Origin of the sequence: Acinetobacter johnsonii CIP 64.6 (assembly GCF_000368045.1) — a bacterium.
GTDB lineage: Bacteria > Pseudomonadota > Gammaproteobacteria > Pseudomonadales > Moraxellaceae > Acinetobacter > Acinetobacter johnsonii.
The window spans coordinates 85,220-111,016 of sequence record NZ_KB849238.1; the positions used below are offsets into that span (position 1 = coordinate 85,220).

Consider the following 25,797-nt stretch of genomic DNA (forward strand, 5'->3'; position numbering starts at 1 on the left):
GAGGGTTAGGGAGAGGCTACCAAAACATTGACAACAGAAATCCTCTTGAAAAATCAAACAATAAAACCTAGTCTGAGTATATTGGATTAGGTTTTTTGTTATGCGTATCTTTCGAAAATTACATCAAAAGCTCAACTGGACATCGACCCGTTATGTCGGTGTCGTGGTGGGTTTATTGGCTCTGACTTATTTAACCTCCGCAGTTTACCATAGCGTTAAACCACTGCCTGATGGGCTGGACTATACGGGCAAGTTACGTCATGCCGATGTCAAATTTATTGCAGATCAAACCTATATCGATGCACAAGGCAAGCAGCAACAAGATCATCATATTTTCAACGCAGTGTTTAAACTGATTGAAGATGCACAAACCACGATTGTGTTGGATATGTTCTTGTTTAACGATGAAGTGGGAACATCTCAAGCATCACAACGGGCGTTGACTCGTCAGCTGACCGATGCGTTGATTGTCAAGCGAAGCTTACATCCGAATATTGAAATCAAAGTCATCACCGACCCGATTAACTCGGTGTATGGCGGGCTATTACCTGAGCATTACCGTAAATTGCGTCAGGCAGGTGTGGATGTGATTGAAACGGATTTACGTCCGCTACGTGCTTCTAACCCTATTTGGTCAGGTTTTTGGTATATCTGTTGTCAAAATGCAGGCAATAATCCCGACGGTGGTTGGTTAAAAAACCCGTTTGGGGATGAAAAAATCACCCTACGTAGCTATCTCAACTTATTTAACTTTAAAGCCAATCACCGCAAAACTTTGGTGGTCGATACCGCCGAAGGTTGGAAAACCTTGGTCACATCGGCGAATCCACATGATGGCAGTTCGCGACATTCCAATGTGGCGCTATTGGTGACAGGCAATACCGCAATTGATGTGTTGAAAACAGAGCAAACTGTAGCACATATGTCTCAGGGCGATGTACCAATGGTGATTCTAGGCGAAATTGCAGGCAATCCATCGCAGCCTCAGGTACAGGTGCTGACGGAAAAAGCAATCCTAGATGCAACACTCAACTTGTTGAATACAGCAAAAGCCAATGATCAGATTGATTTGGCGATGTTCTATTTGTCTGAGCGTCAAATCATCAATGCTTTAAAAGATGCACAGAATCGGGGCGTTAAACTTCGGATTTTACTCGACCCCAATAAAGATGCATTTGGTCGTCAAAAGAATGGAATTCCGAACCGTCAAGTTGCATCTGAGCTTAACGATGCAGGTATTACAGTGCGGTGGTGTAATACTCAAGGAGAGCAGTGTCATAGCAAAATGATTTTAAAACGCCATGCACAAGAAGCAGAGCTCATTTTAGGTTCAGCGAATTTTACCGCACGGAATTTGAAGAATTATAACTTAGAGACTAATTTACGTGTGATTGGCCGGTCTAACGCAGCGGTGTTTACAGATGCACAGCAATATTTTGATGGGGCATGGTCGCACTTAAATGGTCGTCAAATGAGTGTGGGCTATGAGCAATATAAAGATGAGTCGAAACTCAAATATGGGCTATACCGCTTTATGGAGTGGAGTGGTTTGTCGACGTTTTAATTTCGAATTCCTTTTGCCGTTTCATGAAAAGCGGCACTCCCTCTATTGTGCAAGATGAAAAGTCCCTCTTTTTAAAGAGGGATTTAGGGAGATTTAATTTTTAAGATTTTACTGCTCAGGATTTGGCGGGATGATTTGATCCAAATCTTTATCGGTCATCTTATCGAGTTCATGTAGATCTGTTTTGATTTTCCATTTTTCGGCATCTTCCACTGGGCTCGGTAGACGTGCTTCTAACCAGTCACAAATGACATCAGGTGGAAAGTCAGGATGGTTACACTGAATGACCCATGCCAAGAATTGCTTGGCTTCACCATTCATATATGGCGGCGGTGAAACAGGTAGAAACTGCGTCGGTAGGCGCTCATTTTTCGAAATATAGTTCAGTACATGTCCCAGCTCTTGTACCGTTTGCCATGCCAAAGGATGATCTACATCAATTTGAAACTTAAACCACCATGCATTTTTGCCATCTGTGCCATAAGCATCAATCAGATTTTTTTGAATACTGGGCACTTTTGCAAAATATTCATAGAGTCGATCAAAACTTAATTCCGCCACGATTGTTCATCCAATACATTTATAAACAAAGATTAAGTATAAACTGAAAACATATACGATTTATTGCTTTTCAAAGAAATCCTGCTTCAAACCTTATAGTGGTGATAACGGTCAGCGATCTAAAATCGACAGTTTGTACATTTTTTATCCATAAAATGGGTTTAAAATAATAATATTCACCTCAGTGGAGGAAGATGATGAAATATTTAAAAATAATCTATGGAATAAGTTTACTCAGCTTATTTCCTGCACTGAGTTTTGCTCAACCAGCGACGCGTTATTATGGAAAACCGCTGACTTCGCAAACCCAGCGTTTCCCAACCTATGCTGGGCCGTATCAAGGTGCAATGCCCAGACCTACATCACCGCCTCAAATTGAACCCCCTCATCACAGACCACCTCCGCACCATCCACCACATGGCGGATATCCAATGCGACCCGGTGTGAGTATTATTTACCGAGCGCCCAGCTATTCAACCTATAGTCAGGAAACCAATAGCTATGTGTATGGGGATGGCGACTCCAGTATTGAAAGCCGTGATTATGTGTTGATTACCGATTGGCGACGTTTGGGACTGCCAGACCCACCTGAAGGTATGCACTGGATCTACGAAAATGGGCGCTATGCTTTAGAGCCGGATTCAAAATAAATGAATCTTTGATTGATACAAAAACCCTCCGTTGTTTAGACAGAGGGTTTTTTAGTGGTCAATAAAAAATTAAGCGAGTTCATCATCTTGTGGGCGTGGTGTTTTTCCTTCAGGTAAAGGCTTGTCGGCATGTTTATCCCGAATTACTGAAGGATAATTCCACGATGCATAACGCACTACCAAGATTGCAACCGCCATAATTAAAATTGAACCCGTAATAATCACCAAATCCATATCAGCTTTGTGGTCATGCTGGATATCGGAAATTAAAAGTCGGGTGAGGGCAGTGATGGCAATATAAATTAAAAAGCGGACAGGCATGTGGTTGGTTTTAAAATAGATACCAACCATTGCACCCAGTTCTAAGTAGATGAATAACAGTAAAATATCATCAATTGAGGCATATTGTTTAATGGTCAGGATCTCATAAACGGTATGTCCTGCCGACCAAATCACCATACAGCCAATAATAAATAAAGCCACATAGTGAAAGCTTTCTACTGCAGTATTGCCCAGTTTATCGAGGAGGGTTTCTATTTTCTCTATTTTAGGGTCACGGTTAGTCATGGCTGCCTCCTGATATGTTGATGGTGGTTTATTGCATCATAAGCAAATTTCATGCACATGACGTATAAAAGCAAAAATAAAGCTGAGCCATAAAAAACGCCTGACGAAGCAGGCGTTTTTTTATTCAATCTTTAAGCGATTAAGCTTGGCTGGTGAAGTAGTCTTCAGAGAAGTTCATGATAACTTCTGCACCTGCTTTTACTTTTGCAATACGTAAGTCGATTTCAGGCAAAATACGTTGAGCAAAATAAGCTGCAAGCGCCAGTTTGTTTTGATAGAAGTCACCATCTTTGGCTTTTGCAGCATTGGCAATTCTTGCAAACATATAGGCAAAGCTGAGTAGGCCGATTGCATGTAAGTAATCCACTGCTGCAGCATTCGGGAACTCTGCACTTTCAGCAGCACGTTCAAGAACATACTTGGTCACTTCTTCCACTTCAGTTGCCGCATCGAGTGTTGCATCTTTAATGAAGTTTAGATCTGCATCTAAGCTGTTAGCAAAGTCACGGATTTCAGTAATGTAGTCTGCGATGAATGCCCCACCACATTTAATGGTTTTACGACCGATTAAATCTTGAGACTGAACGCCGTTGGTGCCTTCATAGATTTGTGCAATACGTAAGTCACGTACACATTGCTCCATGCCCCATTCACGAATATAGCCATGACCACCGAAGACCATTTGTGCATCTAAAGTTGCTTGGAATGCTGTGTCGGTTAAATACGCTTTTGCAATTGGGGTTAACAAGGCAACGCGGTCATTGGCTGCTTTCACAGCTTCAGGGTCTGTTGAGAACTTGGTGATATCCAGTTGCTGACCCACGTAAACTGCAAATGCACGAGATGCTTCGTTGTTCGCACGTGCATTAAGCAACATACGACGCACATCACCATGAACTAAAATGCTGTCCGCAGGTTTAGCAGGCGATTGAACACCCGACGCGCTACGACCTTGTAGACGGTCTGTTGCGTACTGTGCCGCATTTTGGTAAGCAAATTCAGATGCGCCTAAACCTTGAATACCCATCGACAAACGTTCGTAGTTCATCATCACGAACATTGCCGCAAGGCCTTCATTTTCTTTACCGACCAAGTAACCCTTGGCACCGTCAAAGTTCATTACACAAGTTGCAGACGCTTTGATCCCCATTTTGTGTTCAATTGAACCTGGACCTGCCGCATTACGCTCGCCTACAGAACCATCTGCATTCAATAGGAATTTAGGCACGATGAATAATGAAATACCACGTGAACCCGCAGGTGCATCAGGGGTTTTTGCCAAAACTAAGTGAATGATATTTTCAGCTAAGTCGTGGTCACCACCAGTAATAAAGATTTTAGTCCCTGTAATGTTATAGGTGCCGTCTTCGTTACGTTCAGCTTTAGTTTTGATAATGCCTAAATCTGTACCTGCATGTGGCTCAGTTAAACACATGGTCCCAGACCATTCGCCTGAGTAAATTTTAGGTAAATAGGTTTCTTTTTGTTCTTGCGATGCATAGCTGTTTAGCGCCATGCCAGCACCGACAGAAAGAAGCGGGTAGAGCATGAATGATGGGTTGGTTGCGAACAGCATTTCATCTGCAAGAACTGTCAGCATTTTTGGCATGCCTTGACCGCCCCATTCTTCATCAGCCGCTAAGCCAATCCATCCGCCTTCAGCATATTGCTTAAACGCTTCTTTAAAACCAGCAGGTGTAGTCACTGCACCATTGCTAAATGTTGCGCCTTCTTCATCACCTGTACGGTTTAAAGGCAGGGTTACGTTTTGCGCAAATTTAGCCATTTCCTCGAGGATCGCTTCAGCCGTCGCACTGTCTACATGAGCTAGATTTTCATTAGACTGCCAGAACTGATCTGCATTGAAAACGTCATTGAGGATAAACTTCATATCCGCAAGTGGGGCATTATAAATTGGCATGTTCGTTCACCTGTTTATTGTTTGAATCTCTGTAGACTTAGGACAGCTTAATTAACAACGGAGAGTGTTGTCAGATGACCCAAGCGAAATAACGCTCTATTTATAAAGAAAAAGGACTGCCAAAGCTATGACTGTCCTTTTTCATTTCTGTACTCAAGAGTACAACTATTTCGAATATCGAATTAGTTATTAACTACTTAGAATGCAAAGTGCTCTGCATCTAATGCGAATAACGGTTCTACGCCACCAGCAATCACGTCAACGTGTGAGCGAACACGTGGAAGGATCTTCTTGAAGTAGAAACGTGCAGTCGTTGTTTTTGCGTTGTAGAAGTCAACTTCAGTGGTACCTGCAGCCAATGTTTCTTGTGCTACAAGTGCCATGCGCGCCCATAGGTAAGCAAGGGTTACATAACCAGAGAAGTATAGGTAATCGACCGCAGCAGCACCCACTTCATCTGGGTTTTGCATTGCTTTCATACCAATTTGCATGGTTAAGTCACCCCACTCTTTGTTTAGAGCAGCAAGAGGTTCAACAAACTCTTTCATTGCAGCATTGTCTTTGTTTGCTTCAACGAATTTGTGAATAATCTTAGTGAAGTCTTTCAACATTGCACCTTGAGTACCCAAAACTTTACGACCTAACAAGTCAAGCGCTTGGATTTCAGTTGTCCCTTCGTATAAACACGCAATACGTGTATCACGAACGATTTGTTCCATGCCATGCTCTGAAATAAAGCCGTGACCACCAAACACTTGAACGCCGTGTTTTGCAGATTCAGAACCTGTTTCAGTCAAGAATGCTTTTGCAATTGGAGTAAGCAGTGACAAGATGTTGTCAGAAGATTTACGCTCTTCTTCAGTTGCACCTTGCTCAACTACGTCCGCATGTAGAGACAATAAGTAAACCAGTGCACGACCACCTTCAGCAAATGCTTTTTGAGTTAACAGCATGTTACGAACAGCAGGGTGAACAATAATTGGATCGGCTTCTTTTTCTGGTGCTTTAGGACCTGTCAAAGAACGCATTGCTAAACGGTCTTTCGCATAGGTTAATGCACCTTGGAATGCGCCTTCAGATGCTGCCAGACCTTGTACAGCCGTACCAATACGTGCAGTGTTCATGAAAGTGAACATGCAGTTTAAGCCACGGTTTTCAGGGCCAATCAGGAAACCTTTTGCATTGTCAAAGTTGATCACGCAAGTTGAGTTCCCGTGGATCCCCATTTTGTGTTCGATAGAACCACAACGCACGGCGTTACGCTCACCCACAGTACCGTCTGCGTTTAAGTTAAACTTCGGCACGATGAATAAAGAAATACCTTTGGTGCCTTTAGGTGCGCCAGGAAGACGAGCAAGTACAATGTGAACAATGTTCTCAGCCATGTCATGTTCACCCGCTGAGATAAAGATTTTCTCACCAGTGATTGCATAGCTACCGTCAGCTTGTGGCTCAGCTTTAGTACGGATAATACCCAAGTCAGAACCTGCATGAGATTCTGTCAAGCACATCGTACCTGTCCAAACACCTGAAACAAGGTTTGGTAAGTAAGCATCTTTTTGTTCAGCTGAACCGTGATGTTCTAAAGTACGAACTGCACCATGAGAAAGACCTGGGTACATACCCCATGCCCAGTTTGCAGTACCGACCATTTCTGAAATCACGTTACCCAAAGAAACAGGTAATGCTTGACCACCGTATTGCTCTTCAGCAGAAAGAGACGGGAAGCCAAGTTCGATATATTTTTGATACGCTTCTTTAAAGCCAGTTGGAGTTGTAACAACGCCATCATTCCAAGTACAACCTTCGCGGTCGCCGCTTTGGTTGATTGGAGATAATTCGTTTTCACAGAAATCTGCAGCAGCTTCTAAATATTGGTCAACCAATTCACGGCTTACGGTTTCCTGAAATGCAGGCAATTTAGAATAGTGTTCTTCTGCATTCAATAGCTCATGCAGTACGAATTGCATATCACGTAAGGGCGCTTTGTATTGTGGCATATCGGTTTCCTCAATACTGGTTTAACCAGCTTATAATCCTAATAAACATAAAAACGTGTCTTCTTTGACACGGATTGGAATAACTTAATCGTGCAACATCTTCTAATTTGGTACAAGCGGTTCGGGTGCTTTTCTTGGTGACTGTAAAGTCAAATAAATATTATTCAAAATCGCTAAGTGCACTGAGTGTAAACAGTTTTGCTGCTTTTGGCATGACATAAATAGTCAAAAAGCGTAAAAAGTTATGTCCAATAAAAAAGGCGCAATTTGCGCCTTTTTGATCTATTTATACTTTTTAGAGTGGTTTAAGCAGCCTTATTGGGTGCTGAAACAGGAGCTTTAGGTTGGAAGTGAACGATACATTTGCCATCTACTGTTTGTGTGCCAACTTTTAACTGCACGGCTTTACCATCGGTTTGACCTTGGCAGGCTTTGGTCGCAGCTTGTTAGCGCGCTTGACGTTCAGCTAAACGTTGATCGTATTGCTGGGTTAACTCAGCACGTTTCGCATCGGTTAGTGGTTCGCCGCGTTGCATATGCATACCACGGAATTCACCACGATCGGCTTGATCGCCACGCATTGGGCGATGTTCACCACGTTTCATTTCATCACGGTTCGGTTTAAATGAAATCGCACATGTGCCTTCTAGTGTTTGCTCACCTGCTTTGACTTGGACTGCTGAACCCACCGCTTTGCCATCGCAGGCTTTTTTAATGTCTTGCATGACTTGTTTACGTTCAGTACGCATTTTTTCAAATTGTTCGCGTTGTTCAGGTGTCATGTGACGGTCTTTCTGATAATGACCATGCATATGTTGCGACTGCTCCATATCTTTCGGTGCTTGGGTGGATTGACAAGCAGTCAACACACCTACAGATAAAACGCTGGCAGTGGCTAAAGCCATTTTTGTCATCTTATTCATTCTACAACTCCCCCATACAAGAGCATGTCATTTTGGATGATTAAAGATTAAATAATAAAGATGTAGAAACAATCGAGAGTTTTTTGATGCAGTGTTCTATACAATAACAAGGCAAAAGAACGACCGAGAGATTGCTTTTGAAGATTCGCCGCGTACCGATTGCTTTACGCTTATTCCTCACTGTATTGCTGACCACTTTGGTGATTACCACGGTGAGTTTAGGTGTGTTGCATTGGACGATGCAAAAGAATTTTGCCAAATATGTGGCGGACGTGGAAATGCAAAAGCTCGATCATCTGATTGATAACTTAGCAGGCGTTTATAGTACCTATCATGACTGGGGCAATGCCATTCAAGCGCAAATTTTGCAGATTGAAGGACATGCTGCGCCAGATGATTATGACCGTCTCTCTCGTTGGTGGTTACGTCGCCAGTACGACATTGCTTTGCAACAGCGTTATTTTAAAGAAAATACCAAAACCTTACTCAGTGATGTTTCTACCACTGAAGTCAAACATGAAAAACAGATTTTAACCGAACAAGAACTGCAAGCTTTGGAGGAAAACTTACCTTCGGAGTTTCAACCCTTTGAAGGTTTAAAGTTCCCGCTCAGCGCCAATCAAAATGTTTTCCGTCCAGATCGTAAAAAAGAAGAGATTGAACAAGAGAGCAAACAAAACACAGGCAAAAAACAGTTTATTTCCACGCCTGACCGTTTAGGTCTTAGCTCGCGTTTGTCTTTATACGATACGCAGCGTCAGTTCGTGGTCGGTGAACCTTCGGATGATCAAGTTTCTTTCCGTCCTATTGTGGTGAATAACCAAGTGGTGGGCTACTTGGGGCTGAAACCAGTTCTCGATCAAGATGATGCGTTAAGTATCAACTTCTTTAGTAATCAAAAGCGCTATTTATTACTAGTCTATGGTTTAACCGTTTTTGCCAGTTTAATTGCTGCGTTGTTACTTGCGACTTATTTTAAGACACCGATTCAACGCTTGTTGAATGGTACGCGTGAATTAACGAAGGGTAATTTTCAGCATCAAGTTAAAGTGAATCGAAATGATGAGCTGGGTGATTTGTCCAATGAACTGAACCAACTGGCGGTGATTTTAGATCAGCATGAAATTTCACGTCGTCAATGGGTGTCAGATACTTCACATGAGTTGAAAACACCGCTGGCGGTATTACAAGCGCAGATCGAAGCGATGCAAGACGGTATTCGGAAACCAACGCCTGAGCATTTTGAATCGATGTTACGCCAAGTCACCAGTTTGAAAAAACTCACGCATGACTTGGCTGATTTGGCACAAGCGGAAGCACAGCAATTAAACTGTTACTTTGCAACCGTGAACCCATGGGCGGTAATTGAGCAAGAAGTGGAAAACTTTAAGCCTAAATTTGAACAGGCCCATTTAAGCATTAGTGTCGAAGGTGAGGGCGCCGAGTTACAACTTGATATTGACCGCTTTAAGCAAATCATGGTCAATTTATTGGGTAATAGCATTCGTTATACCGAAGCGGGTGGTCAGGTTCGAGTTCATACGGAACAGTCTGCAACAGATTGGACAGTCTATGTCGATGACAGTCCATATGGTTTAACTGATGAGCAACTGGCACGACTCGGTGAGCGTTTCTATCGAGTCGATGACTCGCGTACGCGGAGCACAGGTGGTACAGGTTTAGGTTTGGCTTTATCGGCTAAACTGGCTCAGGCTTTGGGCGGCGAATTGAGTTTTGATCATTCGCCTTTGGGTGGTTTACGTTGCAAGTTAACGTTCCCAAAAAAATGAAACACAAAAGGAAGTATGTATGAAACATATTATGCTGGTTGAAGATGAAGTAGAACTTGCACAATTGGTCCGCGATTATCTTGAAGCAGCGGGCTTTGAAGTCAGTATGTTTCATGATGGTCAGGAAGCTTACGATAGCTTTACGCAGCGTAAACCGAGTCTGATGATTTTAGACTTAATGGTGCCTCGTATGGATGGCTTGACCATTTGCCGTAAAGTCCGTGAACAGTCGGATTTGCCGATTATTATGGTCACTGCACGTACGGAAGAAATCGACCGTGTGCTTGGCTTGAACATGGGGGCAGACGACTATGTGTGTAAACCCTTTAGCCCAAAAGAATTGGTAGCGCGTGTCCAAGCCGTGTTACGTCGTTTAGAGCGTAAAGCTGAGCCTGAAGATCAGTCTTTGTTCCGTATGGATAAAGCGCAACAACGCATTTGGTATCAACAAAAGCCTTTAAACTTAACGCCGACCGAGTTTCGTTTACTGGAGTTGTTTTTAGAGCATGTGGGTCAAGTCTATTCACGTGCACAGCTACTGGATCATATCAACCCAGACAGCTTTGAAGTAGCTGACCGTGTGATTGATAGCCATATTAAGAACTTACGTCGTAAGATTTCGGATGCAGCTGAAACAGGCAACCGTCATGAATGGGTTCAGGCGGTATATGGGGTAGGCTACCGTTTTGAATATCCTGAAGATTAATTCAGTTTTCTGAACGATAAAAAAAGCGGATAAGCTGAGGTTTATCCGCTTTTTTTATGGGGTTCAAGCAAATGCGGCAATCAAAATCAGCAGTTTGCTTAAATCTCCAACTGGTGAAATGAAACCGAGCAATCTGCAATTTAAAAGGACAAGACTGGTTGATCGTCTGTGCAAGCGGTACAATTCATTTTTTTATCAGATGAGCATGTGTTTTGAGCAGCGAGACGCCTAAACTTCAGCGCCGTTTAAAGAACCGCCATATTCAATTGATCGCCATGGGGGGTGCAATTGGCACAGGGCTGTTCTTAGGTTCAGCACATATTATTGAATCTGCTGGCCCTTCGATTATTTTGGGTTATATGATTGGCGGTTTGATTGCATTTTTAATTATGCGTCAGCTCGGTGAAATGATTGTGCATGAGCCAGTGACGGGTTCATTCAGCTACTTTGCCTTTAAATATTGGGGGCGGTTTTCAGGCTTTTTAACGGGCTGGAACTACTGGGTATTGTATATCTTGGTGGTGATGACTGAACTGACTGCGATTGGCAAGTATGTGAATTACTGGTGGCCACATATTCCTGCGTGGGTCTCGGTGTTGGTGTTTTTTGTGGTGATCACACTGGCCAATCTTGCCAATGTCAAACTGTATGCGGAGTCTGAGTTTTGGCTGTCGATGATTAAAGTTGTGGCGATTATCGCCATGATCATCTTCGGAGTTTACCTGTTGTTGACGGCTGATGTCGGTTCAACCGCATCCGTCACGAACTTATGGGCACATGGCGGGTTTTTCCCACATGGCTTTGAAGGCTTGTTTTATATGTTGGCCTTTATGATGTTTGCCTTTGGCGGTATTGAGCTGATCAGTATGGCGGCTGCGGAAACCGAAGATCCTGAAAAGAACATTCCAAAAGCCGTCAATCAAACGGTGATTCGGGTTTTCCTGTTCTATATTTGCTCGCTGGCGATTCTTTTGTCTTTGGTGCCTTGGAATCAATTGGATTTGGGTGGTTTAGATAAAAGTCCATTTGTGCTTATTTTTAAGCAAATTGGCATTGATTGGGCAGCACATTTACTGAATTTTATTATTCTGACTGCATCGGTTTCTGTTTGTAATAGTGGGATGTATGCCAATAGTCGCATGCTTTTAGGTCTGGCAGAACAAGGTAATGCCCCGCAAGTTTTTAAGCAGGTGAATCGGCAAGGGACACCGATTGCGGCTGTTTTATTTTCAGCATTACTGATTTTTGGCTGCGTGCTGTTGAATTACTTTTTGCCTGAAAAAGCGCTCAGTTATCTGATTTATATTGTGGTCAGTGCTGCGGTGTTGAATTGGATGATGATCAGTTTGATCCATCTTAAATTTAGACAGAGTATGAAAAAACAGGGCATTCAAACCAAGTTTCCAGCGTTATTTGCACCGTTTAGCAATTATTTTGTTTTAGTGTTTATGCTGATGATTTTGTATATCATGTGGAATCAAGGTTTTATGCTTTCCGTGTTGATGCCTCCTGTCTGGATCCTCGTGTTATTTGTTTTATTTAAAACATTGAAGACGAAAAAAAGCTAAAGCGCAGGTGATGATGTTGAAAAGGACTCAATATGAGTCCTTTTTTATTGGGCTTTGGATTGTTTGGGGTTCTGATTCATGGGTAAGTTATAAGCATTTTAAATAATCTTTTAGTTTGTCTTTTGATATGCAGAGGGTCTATCAGTCTGTATTCAAATCAGCGAAGCATTCTACAAGCCATATGTATGTCACCTAGGGTTGGACTGTGAGATGGCGTCCTAACTTTTCAACAATGGAATCAAATAAGCAACTGAGCAGGAAAATTACTAAGACTTTACTGATTCTCAGTCTGTCTTTGTACGAGTTCAGCATGGCTTTCTGATTAACTTGGATGGAGAGTGAGCTACTCTCATACTTCATCTTTTCGGATTGATATGTATAGATAATTAAATAGGCAAAATCGAGAAAGAGTGATTGTATTTCCAACAGATTGAAGTACTGAGCTATAAAGTTGCTTTTAAATCACGCAAAAAGTAATTTTTAGGAGTAAGGCTCAGCTTTAGTCATCCTGAAAACTATCCACAATTTCTGCGGATAATTTTGGGGGTAAGTCTAATTAAGCTTATTTTTCTATGTACGTTTTGGCTTACACCAATTCAAGCGGATTGCGTCTAGGTCAGTCCCAAGATTTTTTATATGATGCAGTCATAGAGAACAGGAAGTTCCAAAACATAAAACAAAAATGATAAGTTCAACACTAGGATGTGAGGTACGACAGGAGTTATACCTAGCTAACCAATACGAAAAAGCCCGACAGGATGTCGGGCTTTTTTTATGATCTATGAATGCCTCATTTCACTTTTAGTTTGGCACACGTAGAAAGCGTCGAAAAACTGTTTAGCCGATACAATATGCGTTCAAACCGATGATTTGTTTGATACAGTGATAGGGTTGCGCTTTAGGAAATCTAATAGGAATAATTTAAAAATCTTTTTCATTCAATACATATTTAGGTGATGGCTTTAAGCGCAGCGATTCGCTGTCTTTGTAGTTTATTCAGCTTGGATACCACGAGCTCATAAGAGCTATGTACTAGATCAATGACTAAATCCGAATCTACGTTTTCATCTTCATATATTGAAATCCAATGCTTTTTATTCATATGCCATCCTGCATGCATATAGGGATAAATATCACGTAGCATCGCGCCGTGGTCAGGCGTGACTTTTAAATTACTTAAAGCCGCCCCACTTAAAGATGAATTGAGCAAAAACATTTTATCCATGACTTTATAGACATCACAGCCTTCACCAAAGGGCTGACTACACGTCACTTCTGGCAGGGCAAGTGCAGCTTTTGCAGCAATAAGGTGTAAGGACATGTTGATCATCACTCTAGTGGAAAGCCTTGTGGATATTGTTTAATTTATCCACAGTTTAAGCCAAATGCTTAAGAGGAACAACTCACCATCACCTCAGGAACATCCGTTGGCAAAGGTGCTAAATCTTCCGCTTTCTCTAGTGCTACATTCCGCTCAAACGGGCGGCTAAGCAGGTCAAATAAGCGTTCGACTTCTGAGAAATCATTCCGTTCAGCCAGCTCAATTGCTTTTTGTGCCATGTGATTGCGTAGGATATAAACAGGGTTGGCTTGTTGCATGGCTGCATTGAGTTCTGTTGTGTCTTGATTTGCACGAATCTGTTCATATTGCGCGAGGAAACTTTCAAATTGACGACGGTCAAGGCAGTCATCTTTAATCGTCTCATATTGTTGATCCTGTAAACGCGTAAAGCTTTGTGTGTAGTCGAGCTGTTCTGTTTGTAGAATCCGTAAGAAAGTCATGGCACAGTCAAAACTGTCCATGTGGAAATGAGGTAAGCCCATTTTTTGACTTAAACCCAGTTTGTAGTGCTCCAAGAACGTGGGTTCATAGTGCTCTAAGCAATCTGCAAGGTCTTGCTTCCATTGTTCTTTGTCATAGTCTTGCGGACAAAGTGGAATGAGGTTATTCAACCATGTCCATAAGTTCCAGTGTCCAATGCTCGGCTGTTGCTGATAGGTATAGCGACCTTGGTAGTCGGAGTGATTGTTAATCCAATTCGGGCGGAAGCGCTCCATAAAACCATAAGGGCCAAAATCGAGGGTTGAACCCGTAATGTTTAAATTATCAGTATTCATCACCCCATGTGCGAATCCGACCAGTTGCCATTTGGCAATCATTACCGCAGTCCGTTGAATCACTTGGGTTGCAAATGCCAAAACTGGTTGTTCCGCATCTAAACACTCGGGGTAATGCCATGCGATACATCTTTGGGTGAATTCGCCGAGTAAATCAGGTTGATACTGATTAATCCACTCAAAATGCCCCAAGCGAATATGACAGTCCGATGTGCGTAACATCATCGCACCGAGTTCCAATTTCTCCCGCTGCACACCTTGAGCTGATGAAGTAAAGCCCACCGCGTTGCTTGAAGCCACGCCTAAACTATTCAGCGCATGTCCAGCCAAGTACTCACGAATGACGGAGCGAAGTACCGCACGACCATCTCCCATACGTGAGTAAGGAGTAGAGCCAGCACCCTTTAAATGCAGGTCAATGGTTTGCCCATGTTGATCGAGAATTTGCGCGATCAATAAACCCCGACCATCACCAAGCTGTCCTGCCCACTGACCAAATTGATGTCCTGCATAGACCATTGCCAATGGTTCAAATTCATTAAAGGTTTTTTGTCCGCTACAAATCTCTACCCAAGACTGTTTGTCGGCTTCAGACCATTGCAACTGTTCTGCCAAGGCTGCATTGAAATGACCTGCTTTTGCCCCTTTTAGTGGCAAGGGCTGTTGACGGTGATAAAGCTTTGAAGGAAGGAGAGAGTAGCGTGAATTGAACTGCATAGTGAAGGATCACAAGGGATAAGCCATGACCCCATCAATATAGCAAAGTTTTAGTGTTAAGGCATATATCCAACTATTTTAGTCAACTATAAACAGCTTGGCACCCTTTGAGGTAGACGAGCGATGGGCTTCGGCTTGATTTGCAACTTGGTAACTCATGCCAGCCGTGAGGGTAAAGCTACGACCATCATCTAGTTCGGTGTGTAGTTCGCCTTCTAAGCACAACAGGATATGTCCTTTAGAACACCAATGGTCGGCCAGATAGTTCTCAGAATACTCCACCATACGCACGCGAATCGCGTCAAATTGTTGAGTACGCCATAGGGCATAACCTTGATCACCTGTGTGGCGGGTGGTTGGTATCTCGGCCCAGTTGGTGATACCGAAAGGAATGTTGTTAATATCCATGCTGTTATCCTTTATGAACTGCTAAAAAAAGCCCCTTGCGGAGCTTTCTTTTGAAATGCTGAATCAGAGATCAATTATTGTGAAACAGGCGCTTTTTTAATGCTACGCATCAAGGTGGTCAAGGTTTGACGGTGATGACCTAAGCGCTGTTCGACTAACTGAAACTCAATTTTGAGCTTTTCATCCATTTGATGGATTTTTTCAGCCACAGCCGTTTTCTTGGCTTGAATTTCTTGTTCTTTCAATTTTGCCCAGTCATTCAAGGTTTGGGTAAAAGCATCATACTCTTGCGCAATACGAGCTTTCGCAGAGCTGATGTCATCACTGACATTGAGACCATGAACTTCTAAGTCTTGTTCAGCGTATTTAAACTTCATCGCAAGTTCAGCTTTTTTAATATTGAAGCTCGGAATACGACGTAAGTTTTTAGCTAAACCCAGTTTTGAGCATGACCAAATCAACCATTTAGTTGGGTCATATTGCCACCATTTCACACCATTACGGTAGTCGTATTGGAAAATGTGGTGGTAGTTATGATAACCCTCACCCCAAGTCGCAATAGCTAACCAGAAGTTGTCACGTGCGGTATTTTCGTCGGTATACGGACGTTTGCCCCACATGTGGCATAAAGAGTTAATGAAGAACGTGACATGGTGGCTGAGGATTAAACGCATTAATCCGCCCAACAATAACACGCCCCATAAGTCGCCTACAGCCCAACCGATTGGTAATAAAATACCCATGTGGACGCTAATCACTAAAGGAACATAGTATTTGTGTTGGAACATCACCAATTTGTCATTGAGCAAATCGGGTGCATTTTTAAAGTCCGGTTCTGCTGATGGATAGTCTCGAAGCATCCAACCCATGTGGGCATACCAAAAACCATTGTTAATCGAGTAGGGATCTTTCTCGATATCATCGACATGGCGGTGGTGGGTACGGTGACCTGAACTCCAAAATAAAATACTGTTTTGCACGGCAAAGGTACCCATAATCATCAAAATGATTTTTAAAGGTAAGCTTGCTTCATAAGCACGGTGTGCCCATAAGCGGTGGTAGCCAGCGGTAATACCTAAGCTACTAACACCCAGTAATACAAACATACTGATCCAAGCGGCTAAGCTGAAATCATGCTGAAAGGCATATAAGGGAATTGCAATCACAGCCACAATGGGAAGAAAAACCAATGCAAAAATTGCAACCCAGTTAAATGGGGCTTTGGGTAAGGGAGCATTCATCTCCAACAGCACTCCTGAAACCTTGGGAGGTATAAATGGAAGGTCAATCCATTACTTTTTGCATGGATTAAGCCACAGCATATTAGCATGAGCGAACCTTGGTTCACTAGCATTATTGTACAGATGTATTGTACTAAACAGTAACAGAATACGAATGTTTAGATATCGAAATTATCGAAGCATTTCTAGGCTTCATCGTAGCAGAGCGATCAATATAAAAAATAAACATTTTCAGTGCTACTGCGCATGTAAAAATCAAGTCAATCTGTGGCTTGTTCAATGCACATCTATCAAATGTTGTAGCATCATTTTAGGAAAATCGGTAATTAATCCATCAATGCCACAGTCACGTAAATGTTTGGCGCGCTTGATGTCATTCACTGTCCAAACACTAATGGCTAAATTTGCTTGTTGTGTGGCTTTTAACAAGTCATCGGTTGCCAGTTGGTTCATCCAGCCGATTTGGCAACAGTCGTATTTGAGCGCTTGTTCAATCGCAAGATGTTGAATATCGTCTTCAATCAATAAGCCACGTTTAAATGTTGAGTGTTGATCTTGGAGTGCTTGTAGGATTTTAAGATCAAAACTGGTGATGACCGCACTGTGTTCAAAGCCTCTAAGTTGCTGTGTGAGATGTTGTGTTAGTCGTTCCGCTTCAGCTTGTGTTTGCACGGCTTTGACTTCAACTTCAAGATGTTCGAAGTCCTGCATAATCTGGAGTGCTTGTCGTAGTGTTGGGGTACTTTGCTTTTCCCAGTCTAGCCAAATATGTGCTTGGTTATAGCTATCGAGTTGTGTGCTGCTTAATGGGTAGAGTGCTTGGTCGATACCGGTGGTTCGGAGCATGTTGTCATCATGCATAATGATCAGCTCATGATCTTTGAGCTGACGAACATCAAATTCGACCGCACGTATGCCCAGATCATGAATATACTGAAAACCGCCGAGTGTATTTTCTGGGGCTTCGCCACGTGCACCACGATGTCCGATGATTCTCATATTGAACCTGATCTATATACGTCTTTTGAGTGATTGTAGCGCTAAAACATTGGATTGGGGGGATAGATTCTAAGCTGGAGATATTAGATATGCGTAAATGCGATTCGTAATGGTTTGAGATAGAACTGAATTTGAATGAAATGTTTATATTCACGATAAGTGATGGTATTTGACGAGTTTTACGATTGGAAAAATGGTTTTGATTGCTTTTCCCGAAAGAAAAGTAATCTTAGAAAGTCTTCCAGTGAACTTATCTAAAAGACTCGTAAGGAATCCATTTTGTTCTAAAAACTTAGAAAGGTTTAAATGGTTTCATTAATATTTTTTTGCCAAAGCACTTCTGAGCCGCCCTCAGCTCGTTGCAAGGCGCGGGATGCAACAAAAAGCCAATCCGATAAACGGTTGAGCAACTGTAATGCGGTGCTTTGAATATTTTGATCACGAGTGTGCACCGACATTAAGCTACGTTCAGCTCGGCGACATACCGCTCGCGCTTGATGTGCATAGCTACATGCTAAAGAACCCGAAGGTAAGATAAATTCTTTCAGCATGGGTAAGTCTTCATTCATACGGTCAATTTCTTGTTCAAGAAACTCAATACAAACCGGTTGGAGCAAATCATAGTTGGGAATACATACTTCACCGCCTAAATCGAACAGCCAATGTTGAATGAGGCTTAAGCTTTTGTCCCATGTGGCTTTGTTCGTGATTTGACTTGCACTAATTTGAGCACGGAGCACACCAATTGTTGAATTGAGTTCGTCCACATCACCAAGTGCGGTAATTCGTAGATCATCTTTAGTCACACGTGATCCATCACCCAGACCTGTGGTGCCTGAGTCGCCAGTACGGGTATAAATTTTACTTAAACGGTGGCCCATAATTTGTCCTGCCTAAAGAATGAAAAAAAGGATAATGCCGGTCAAAACATTATCCATAAACTGCGCTGTTTTAAATTGTTTTTTGAGTCTTTACGTTAAATTAATAACGGAAAGTGACTCCTGCGGAAGCGAAACGACCGCCGTTGATGTACCAATCTTCTGGGGAGTTATCCCAAGAACTTGCCGCTTTATATGCTTCTCGATATTGAACATCACCCATGTTTTGAATGTTAGTAAACACTTTAACTGTTGGGTTAATATTCCAATAGGCATTGAAGTCGACAGTTGCATAACCTGGAACTTTTACGCTATTTGCACTATTGCTAGCATTGGCATGTGAACGAGCTATTACCGAAGTACTAAGTCCATAGACAGCATTTTCTAGTCCTGCAGTGAAAGTAAGCGTCTGTTTTGGGCGATAGGCAATTTCTAAACCTGTTGCTTTATTTTCAGTTTCAACATAAGCATATTCTGTCGCGAGGAATAAATCGTCTTGTTTCCATTTCAGACCTGCCTCACCGCCTGTAAAATTGGCTTCGCCAACATTTTGATTCATGCTGTCGCTATAGACGATTAAGTTATCCACATTGGTGCGATAAACAGAAAAACTAGTCGCTAGATTATCCGTAATCGCATAATCAAAACCTAGTTCATAAGAGATGCTTTCTTCGGGTTCTAAATTTTCATTACCGCCCCACTGAGAATAGAGTTCATTTAGGGTCGGAGCACGGAATGCACTGCCAATATTGGCATAAACGCTTGCATTAGGCAGGAAATGATAGCGAATAGCACCTTGACCTACTGTGTGGCTTCCAAAAAGCTCATTGTCTTCTACACGCAGACCAACTTGAGTGTCAAACAGTTCATTTTTAAATTGGTGTTGTAGATAATAACCTGTGCTATTAACGCTCTGATCTTGATTTTTGATTGAGCTGGTTTTGTAGTTGGCGTCATTATAAGTTGCACCAACTAAAATATTTTGATTTGGTGTGAATTTCCATTTTAGGTTTAAATCACTTTGGTTATTTTCAGTGTTGTACTGTGTGAAATATGATGGAACATCTTGCTTGTCTTGAACATTTGCAAAATGTGCACCTAAAATTAGATTTTGCAGAATATTGTAATCAACTTTCGCATTAATAACACGATTAACAAAATTACGAGGAGCTGTATTGGTAATGTAGTCATTACTGAAAATACTTGTTCCTTTATTTTCACTAATCGAAGCAGAAGCATCAAGCTGATTTTCTTGGAAATATCTAACTTTTGCATTATAGCCTTTTTGATCATAGCTGGCCTTATCACTTTTATCTTGGCTTTCAAAAATACGAGTTCCATCACTTTCTAAGCGTTGGCCACCTACTTGAGCATAGAAACCTTGATCTGTGACTAAATCTGCTTTTGCGATGGTTTTATAGGTATTGTTTTCACCATAGATACCAGTTAATTCTGCACCAGACTTAACTGGTTTTTTTGAAATAAGTTGAACTACACCACCGATTGCATCACTACCATATTGGACTGAAGCGGGGCCTTTCAAGATCTCAATTTGTTGAACATCTGAAGTATCTAAAAAAGCAGGATAAAGTGGGCCAAGTTCATTTTGACTATTTAAACGCGCGCCATCTTTTAAAACTAAGGTATGGACAGCTTTTGTTCCACGTAGTCCAATTTCAGAAATTTGTCCCATACCGCCACTTTGTTTCACGTAAACAGAAGGGTCTTGTTGGATTAAATCAGATAAATTGAGAGCAGGGTTCTTTTCAATCGCATTTTTATTGATGACAGAAATACGGGCAGGAACGTCTTTAATCTTTTCTTCAGAACGTGTTGCAGTGACAACCAATGTATCTAAAGATGCATTAATACTGTCTTGTGCAGATGCTGTTGCGGAGAAACCCATCGCAATAGCGATTGCGCCCACTAAAGCTGTAGGCTGAAATAAATTTGGCATGCTGGCTCCATACATTCACCCCTCGTGAATGATTGAGTTAAATGGCGCAATAAGCAGGTCTCCGGACTCAAATATAAATATTGCGAACAATATTGGTATATCCATCTTCCCACACGAGTGCAGTGATGTAAGTGCAAACACTTATAAAGATATACGTTTCGTTTTACCGTTGCGGGGGCAGTGTTGGACTCTCACCAACTTCCCTAAAGCATAGTGCTTAGACTTATTGCATTTGGGCGAAGTATAAGGTTTGTATGCGAATTAAACAATCTATGTAAAGATTTTTCAGGATGAACTTTACGCAAGGTGAAAAAATTGCATTACAATGATTCGCCCTGTTATTTATAGATCAGCTATAAATAGGGTTGAGCCAGAGTCATAACCTATGCGAACCCGTGCCAAAATTTGTGGAATTACCCGTAGCCAAGATATTCAAGCTGTGGTCAATGCCGGGGCTGATGCAATTGGTTTTGTATTTTTCCCGCCTAGTCCACGCCATGTCAGTGCCACTCAAGCTAAAGAATTGATTCGACATGTGCCTGCCTATGTGCAAACTGTTGGGCTTTTTGTGAATGCCACTGCGGATGGCATTGCCGATGTGTTAAAACAAGTGGCGCTCGATATCATTCAGTTTCATGGTGATGAAACACCAGAAGACTGTCAGGCAATTGCGGCACAAGTAGGACGTCGTTGGTATAAAGCCATTCAGGTGAAACCTGAACTGGATGTGGTTGTAGAAGTTCAACGCTTCCAACAGGCCGGGGCAAGTGCAGTGCTCTTAGATGCATGGCATCCCGAATTGAAAGGGGGAACAGGACACAGTTTTGACTGGTCACAATTCCCCAAACTGGATATTCCTTTAATTTTAGCTGGTGGTTTAACCCCAACTAATGTTGAAGACGCTATAAAGACGACTGGGGCTTATGCTGTAGATGTCAGCGGAGGCGTCGAATCCGCTAAAGGTATAAAAGACCAACAACTTATAGAAAACTTCATGCAAGGAGTCCATCGTGGATCAGCAAAGTAATGTGATTGACTATACCCAATACCCAGATGAACGTGGGCATTTCGGTATCCATGGCGGACGTTTTGTGTCAGAAACTCTAATGGCAGCATTAGAAGACTTAGAAAAGCTCTATTTCCGTATGAAGGATGATGAGCAGTTTCTGGCAGAATTCGACCGTGACCTCGCCTACTATGTAGGTCGTCCTAGTCCTTTATATTATGCTGAGCGATGGTCGAAAGAGTTGGGGGGTGCTCAAATTTACTTAAAACGTGAAGACCTGAATCATACAGGTTCACATAAAGTGAATAACACGATTGGTCAGGCTTTACTGGCAAAACTGTCGGGTAAAAAACGAATTATTGCTGAAACTGGCGCAGGTCAGCACGGTGTTGCAACGGCTACGATTGCAGCGCGTTTAGGGCTTGAATGTGTGGTATTCATGGGTGCAGAAGACGTGAAACGTCAAGCCATGAATGTCTATCGTATGCGTTTACTTGGTGCGACCGTTGTGCCTGTGGAAAGTGGCTCTAAAACATTGAAAGATGCCATGAACGAAGCGATGCGTGATTGGGTCACCAATGTTGATTCAACTTATTATGTGATTGGTACGGTTGCAGGCCCACATCCTTATCCACAATTGGTTCGTGATTTCCAATCGATTATTGGTCGTGAAGCACGTAAACAAATTCAAGAGCAAGCAGGGCGTTTACCTGATGCCTTGGTGGCATGTGTCGGTGGTGGTTCAAATGCAATGGGCTTGTTCTACCCATTCTTAAACGATGCTGATGTGAAAATGTACGGTGTTGAAGCTGCAGGTTATGGCATTGAAACAGGTAAACACTCTGCACCATTGAATGCTGGTCATGTCGGAGTTTTACACGGTAACCGTACTTATTTAATGTCGGATGAACAAGGCCAAATCATTGAAACTCATTCAATTTCAGCAGGTTTGGATTATCCAGGTGTAGGCCCTGAACATAGTTTCTTAAAAGATATGCACCGTGTTGAATATGTGCCGATCAATGACAATGAAGCTTTACAAGGTTTCCGTGATTTAACCCAAATTGAAGGGATTATTCCGGCATTGGAAAGCTCTCATGCCATGGCCTATGTGACTAAACTTGCGCCAACCATGTCTAAGGATCAAATTATTATTGCGACTGTTTCAGGCCGTGGTGATAAGGACTTAATGACTGTGGCACGTATTGATGGCGTAGAAATGGTTGAGATGTAATTACTTCCTTGAAGCCTCCCCCATGTAGGGGAGGTTTTACGACTAGATTTAAAGAATCGTGTTGGGTGAAAGCTCAGCACGATTTTTTCTTATGTAGATAGTTTTGGTTCAAAAATGAGCGCTTAAGAGTTTAAAAATTAATATAATTATTTGATTCGAGGAAAGACTGTTTGCAATTGTTTGAGGCAGGCTATTAGTTGAACTATACAGTTTCTGCGATATAGTGAACGGATTGATGATATGTGCCGAGTTTTGCAAACGGAAATGCCTTTGGTTACTTTGGGCAAAACCAAAGTAACATGACGAGCTCTGCAAATAAGAAGTACAAACTGTAAGACTCCGTCATGTACATTTTAATTTGAAAAGGAGCAAAACATGCCCAGCCTATTTATGGTCATGCTTGGTGGTCGCCATGCCCGCGCCAATACTGAAGTCCATGATGTTGTATTTGCAGTCGCTGACAGTTTAGAGGAGAGTTACCCGCAACTTAAAAATGCGTGGTTTGGTGAGCAAAAAGGCTTACATATTGATGCTTGGATGCAAGTGGAGGGTGTCGAAAGTGCAGGGAAAAAATACCAAATACAGTTTAGTGATGCTCAACCCCAAGCGGAGGATGAAAAACTGTGGCTCATAAATTTAGGTGGCTATGACACACGTGAATTTGGGGAGTTACATCGTTATGTACTCGTCGTTGCGCCGCATGCCGCAGAAGCCAAACAACTTGGTAAGCAATATTTTGATCAAAAGTGGCAAAAGCAACATACTGACCGTGTTTTAGACGTCGATGACTGTATTGCGATTGATTGTGTATATGGGCGTTATGTAGTTTTGGTTGAAGCTGAGTTCGATGCAAACACATGGGAAAATATATATCTCATGTTAAATTAAGTTTGAACTATTCCTAATTCTTTTAAGTGATGTATTCAAACGAAAGAGAGTAGGTTTAGCGAACAATTTGATGAAAAAACAAACTAAATACTTTTCACCTTTAAAATTATAGGCATAATAGGCTTATGGATATTAATTAACTTTTGCTTAAGGATAAAGCATCAATGGATTTGATTCAGTCCAACGGACAACCACATTATGGTCGGTTTAGCGAACTTCCAAAAACCATTGATTTAGATAAGTATCAGTATAAAACCCCATATGGTGAAGTGCTCACTGGCTGGCGGAAAAAGCTAAAATATAAGAAATTTAAGTTTTGTAGCATTCAACATGAGCATTACACCATTGGCTTAGCGATCGCTGATATTGCTTGGGCTGGGCATGGTTTCGTTTATATTTACGATCATCTTAAAAATGAAGTGCTTGAATGGAATGCCGTGAATTTTCTGGCGCGTAAAACCGTATTAGATGAACAACCTTTGTATAACCAAAGTGTGTTTGCAAATTCACCGTTTCAAATTGAAATTCAGCATGCCAATGGGGTGCGTTATGTTCAAGTCACTAAGTATGGTGAGATTAAGCTGAGTGCCCGAATTTTCTGCGCAGGTACTGATCCATTGAGTATGTGTAGTCCAACAGGGATTAATGGTTGGACTTATACTCAGAAATTGACCACCTTAGCGTGTGAGGGTTTTTTTACCAATAAAGCGGGGCAGATCATTCAGTTTAATGAGCGGACCTTAGCTGCGCTAGATGATACCTGTGGTTTCCTCCGACCGGAAACAGCTTGGTTTTGGCTCTCTTGTAGTTTTTGGGATGCTGAGGGTAGACGCATTGGGCTCAATTTAGCTTCTGGTGTGAATGAAAGTTTTGGCAATGAAAACTGTCTGTGGATGAATGGAAAGCTCTATACCGTAAGTGATGTTCTGTTCCAAATGGAAGAAGAAGGGCGTTGGAGCATTCGCTCGTTAGATGAACGCTTAAATTTAACTGTGACCACGGGTTGGCGCCGTTTTGAAAATCTAAATTTGCGTCTCGTGGGCAGTCAATTTAGTCAGTGGCAAGCCAAGATTAGCGGTACGATTCAGCAGGATGATCAAGAGATTGTATTGCTGAATGAATATGGATTGCTCGAACAGCATTATGCAAAGTGGTAAAAAGACCTGTGATAAAAAAACCGGCATTATGCCGGTTTTTCTTTTGTTATGTTTATGAATTTATTTTCCTGCTTGCCAAAAAGCTTCACCGGCTAAAATCGGGTCATGACTTTCTGCTAGGGTATCGATCCAAACTTTATACTGCGCAATCACAGGATGTTGATTGGGGTGAAAGTCTTTCTTAAACCAATCCAGATATTGACCACGCATGCGGGACAGTATCCCTTTTTTACCAAAGAACCAAGGCAACCCTTTACGCATCATTTGCAAGCGCTGAATACGGTTAAAGCCATCATGTTTGAGCATGACATCTGCACGATAGGTGGTGAAACCAAACATCATCACCGTGGTAAAGGCCAATGCAAATAGACGCGTCGCTTCAGGCACATGTCCGACTTGTTTCATCACATCAAACGCGACATCACGGTGTTCCATTTCTTCAATGGCATGCCATGCAAATAAAGCACGTACATAGGGGTGAGCCTCAGCCAACGTGGCTTTATGGCTATAAAAAGTCTCGGCCATCAGTGCAGTTAAATGTTCTGCCGCAGCCGTCATGGCAATGTTGTATTGCGGCGAGCGTTTGCTTAATTCGAACTTGAAGATTTTATTTAAACGCTGAATAAACTGATCGACAGGCATGCCTTGTTCTCGCATGACCTGATTCATTTTGTCATGGGCAATGCCATGCTGTGCTTCCTGCTTAATAAAGTCGGTGACACGAGCTGCTAAGCTTGGGTCTGTAATTTGGTCCCTAAACAAACGCACGCTTTGAATAAAATAGCGTTCTCCATCGGGGAAAGTGAGGCTGAGTGCATCGAACATTCGGGTCCGAAATGGGTCGCCGCCAAACCAAAAACGTGGCACTTCATCGAGCTTAAAATTGAGTTGGGTTCGCACAATCGGTTCAACAGGGGCTGTAACAATGGCATTCATTTTGTTTT

Annotated in this window: 21 protein-coding genes, 1 pseudogene and 1 riboswitch; of the genes and pseudogenes, 9 read left to right on the forward strand and 13 right to left on the reverse strand. The window is 42.2% G+C overall.

The genetic code is table 11. The features are described from left to right. Nucleotides 1-100: 100 nt before the first annotated feature. Nucleotides 101-1,564 carry a phospholipase D family protein gene (locus F986_RS17380; protein WP_004697736.1) on the forward strand — a complete coding sequence of 488 codons (1,464 nt, stop codon included), beginning with the start codon at nt 101-103 and terminating at the stop codon, nt 1,562-1,564. 108 nt (nt 1,565-1,672) lie between these two features. Here the strand turns inward: F986_RS17380 and F986_RS17385 are convergent, their stop codons facing one another. Further along, complete coding sequence (locus F986_RS17385) at nt 1,673-2,125, reverse strand: hypothetical protein (RefSeq protein ID WP_004697739.1); 453 nt, start codon at nt 2,123-2,125, stop codon at nt 1,673-1,675. 194 nt (nt 2,126-2,319) lie between these two features. Between F986_RS17385 and F986_RS17390 the strand changes: the two genes are divergently transcribed. Next, on the forward strand, nt 2,320-2,775 hold the full coding sequence (locus tag F986_RS17390; RefSeq protein WP_227518523.1) for an RcnB family protein: 456 nt from the start codon (nt 2,320-2,322) through the stop codon (nt 2,773-2,775). Between the two features lie 69 nt (nt 2,776-2,844). Here F986_RS17390 and F986_RS17395 read toward each other — a convergent pair whose 3' ends face one another. The 4 genes and pseudogenes from F986_RS17395 to F986_RS17410 all read right to left on the reverse strand — a co-directional run bounded on the left by F986_RS17395 (nt 2,845) and on the right by F986_RS17410 (nt 8,186). Next, nucleotides 2,845-3,342, reverse strand: a complete 498-nt coding sequence (locus F986_RS17395; RefSeq protein ID WP_004697744.1) for a phosphate-starvation-inducible protein PsiE — start codon at nt 3,340-3,342, stop codon at nt 2,845-2,847. Between the two features lie 139 nt (nt 3,343-3,481). Continuing rightward, nucleotides 3,482-5,263 (reverse strand): acyl-CoA dehydrogenase C-terminal domain-containing protein, encoded by a 1,782-nt coding sequence (locus tag F986_RS17400; protein ID WP_004697747.1) that lies wholly within the window; start codon nt 5,261-5,263, stop codon nt 3,482-3,484. A 197-nt stretch (nt 5,264-5,460) separates the two neighbouring features. Then, nucleotides 5,461-7,263 carry an acyl-CoA dehydrogenase C-terminal domain-containing protein gene (locus F986_RS17405; RefSeq protein ID WP_004697748.1) on the reverse strand — a complete coding sequence of 601 codons (1,803 nt, stop codon included), beginning with the start codon at nt 7,261-7,263 and terminating at the stop codon, nt 5,461-5,463. Nucleotides 7,264-7,568: 305 nt separating this feature from the next. Beyond that, nucleotides 7,569-8,186 (reverse strand): annotated as a pseudogene (locus tag F986_RS17410) (hypothetical protein). 137 nt (nt 8,187-8,323) lie between these two features. On the opposite strand from F986_RS17410, the gene baeS reads away from it, so the two are divergent. The 3 genes from baeS (at nt 8,324) to F986_RS17425 (ending at nt 12,250) form a co-directional block, all read left to right on the forward strand. Continuing rightward, complete coding sequence (gene baeS / locus F986_RS17415; protein WP_004697753.1) at nt 8,324-9,976, forward strand: sensor histidine kinase efflux regulator BaeS; 1,653 nt, start codon at nt 8,324-8,326, stop codon at nt 9,974-9,976. A gap of 19 nt (nt 9,977-9,995) precedes the next feature. Next, nucleotides 9,996-10,682, forward strand: coding sequence for a response regulator (locus tag F986_RS17420; protein WP_004697755.1), 687 nt, complete (start codon nt 9,996-9,998; stop codon nt 10,680-10,682). A 212-nt stretch (nt 10,683-10,894) separates the two neighbouring features. Then, nucleotides 10,895-12,250: an amino acid permease gene (locus F986_RS17425; protein ID WP_004697756.1), complete on the forward strand. Its 1,356-nt coding sequence runs from the start codon at nt 10,895-10,897 to the stop codon at nt 12,248-12,250. 949 nt (nt 12,251-13,199) lie between these two features. Here F986_RS17425 and F986_RS17430 read toward each other — a convergent pair. The 7 genes from F986_RS17430 to F986_RS17460 all read right to left on the reverse strand — a co-directional run bounded on the left by F986_RS17430 (nt 13,200) and on the right by F986_RS17460 (nt 20,568). Further along, entirely contained in the window at nt 13,200-13,571 is a 372-nt protein-coding gene (locus F986_RS17430) for an MmcQ/YjbR family DNA-binding protein (RefSeq protein ID WP_004697758.1), read from the reverse strand. Between the two features lie 68 nt (nt 13,572-13,639). Continuing rightward, entirely contained in the window at nt 13,640-15,085 is a 1,446-nt protein-coding gene (locus F986_RS17435) for a protein adenylyltransferase SelO (protein ID WP_004697761.1), read from the reverse strand. A 78-nt stretch (nt 15,086-15,163) separates the two neighbouring features. Then, nucleotides 15,164-15,493, reverse strand: a complete 330-nt coding sequence (locus F986_RS17440) for a DHCW motif cupin fold protein (RefSeq protein WP_004697763.1) — start codon at nt 15,491-15,493, stop codon at nt 15,164-15,166. A 74-nt stretch (nt 15,494-15,567) separates the two neighbouring features. Continuing rightward, nucleotides 15,568-16,734 (reverse strand): acyl-CoA desaturase, encoded by a 1,167-nt coding sequence (locus F986_RS17445; RefSeq protein WP_004697764.1) that lies wholly within the window; start codon nt 16,732-16,734, stop codon nt 15,568-15,570. Nucleotides 16,735-17,010: 276 nt separating this feature from the next. Next, on the reverse strand, nt 17,011-17,733 hold the full coding sequence (locus tag F986_RS17450) for a glycerophosphodiester phosphodiesterase (protein WP_004697766.1): 723 nt from the start codon (nt 17,731-17,733) through the stop codon (nt 17,011-17,013). A 302-nt stretch (nt 17,734-18,035) separates the two neighbouring features. Next, nucleotides 18,036-18,614: a cob(I)yrinic acid a,c-diamide adenosyltransferase gene (locus F986_RS17455; RefSeq protein WP_004697767.1), complete on the reverse strand. Its 579-nt coding sequence runs from the start codon at nt 18,612-18,614 to the stop codon at nt 18,036-18,038. Nucleotides 18,615-18,714: 100 nt separating this feature from the next. Beyond that, nucleotides 18,715-20,568 carry a TonB-dependent receptor plug domain-containing protein gene (locus F986_RS17460; protein WP_017397160.1) on the reverse strand — a complete coding sequence of 618 codons (1,854 nt, stop codon included), beginning with the start codon at nt 20,566-20,568 and terminating at the stop codon, nt 18,715-18,717. Between the two features lie 35 nt (nt 20,569-20,603). Further along, a riboswitch (cobalamin riboswitch) is annotated at nt 20,604-20,810 on the reverse strand. A 143-nt stretch (nt 20,811-20,953) separates the two neighbouring features. Between F986_RS17460 and F986_RS17465 the strand changes: the two genes are divergently transcribed. The 4 genes from F986_RS17465 to F986_RS17480 all read left to right on the forward strand — a co-directional run bounded on the left by F986_RS17465 (nt 20,954) and on the right by F986_RS17480 (nt 24,853). Continuing rightward, nucleotides 20,954-21,595 (forward strand): phosphoribosylanthranilate isomerase, encoded by a 642-nt coding sequence (locus tag F986_RS17465; RefSeq protein ID WP_004697772.1) that lies wholly within the window; start codon nt 20,954-20,956, stop codon nt 21,593-21,595. Next, nucleotides 21,579-22,808, forward strand: coding sequence for a tryptophan synthase subunit beta (gene trpB / locus F986_RS17470; RefSeq protein WP_004697773.1), 1,230 nt, complete (start codon nt 21,579-21,581; stop codon nt 22,806-22,808). Before F986_RS17465 ends, trpB begins: the two co-directional genes overlap by 17 nt. A gap of 375 nt (nt 22,809-23,183) precedes the next feature. After that, nucleotides 23,184-23,696: a DUF1543 domain-containing protein gene (locus tag F986_RS17475; protein WP_004697776.1), complete on the forward strand. Its 513-nt coding sequence runs from the start codon at nt 23,184-23,186 to the stop codon at nt 23,694-23,696. Nucleotides 23,697-23,860: 164 nt separating this feature from the next. Further along, nucleotides 23,861-24,853, forward strand: coding sequence for a DUF2804 domain-containing protein (locus F986_RS17480; RefSeq protein ID WP_004697779.1), 993 nt, complete (start codon nt 23,861-23,863; stop codon nt 24,851-24,853). A gap of 60 nt (nt 24,854-24,913) precedes the next feature. Here F986_RS17480 and F986_RS17485 read toward each other — a convergent pair whose 3' ends face one another. After that, nucleotides 24,914-25,789: a metal-dependent hydrolase gene (locus F986_RS17485; RefSeq protein WP_004697780.1), complete on the reverse strand. Its 876-nt coding sequence runs from the start codon at nt 25,787-25,789 to the stop codon at nt 24,914-24,916. Nucleotides 25,790-25,797 lie beyond the last annotated feature (8 nt).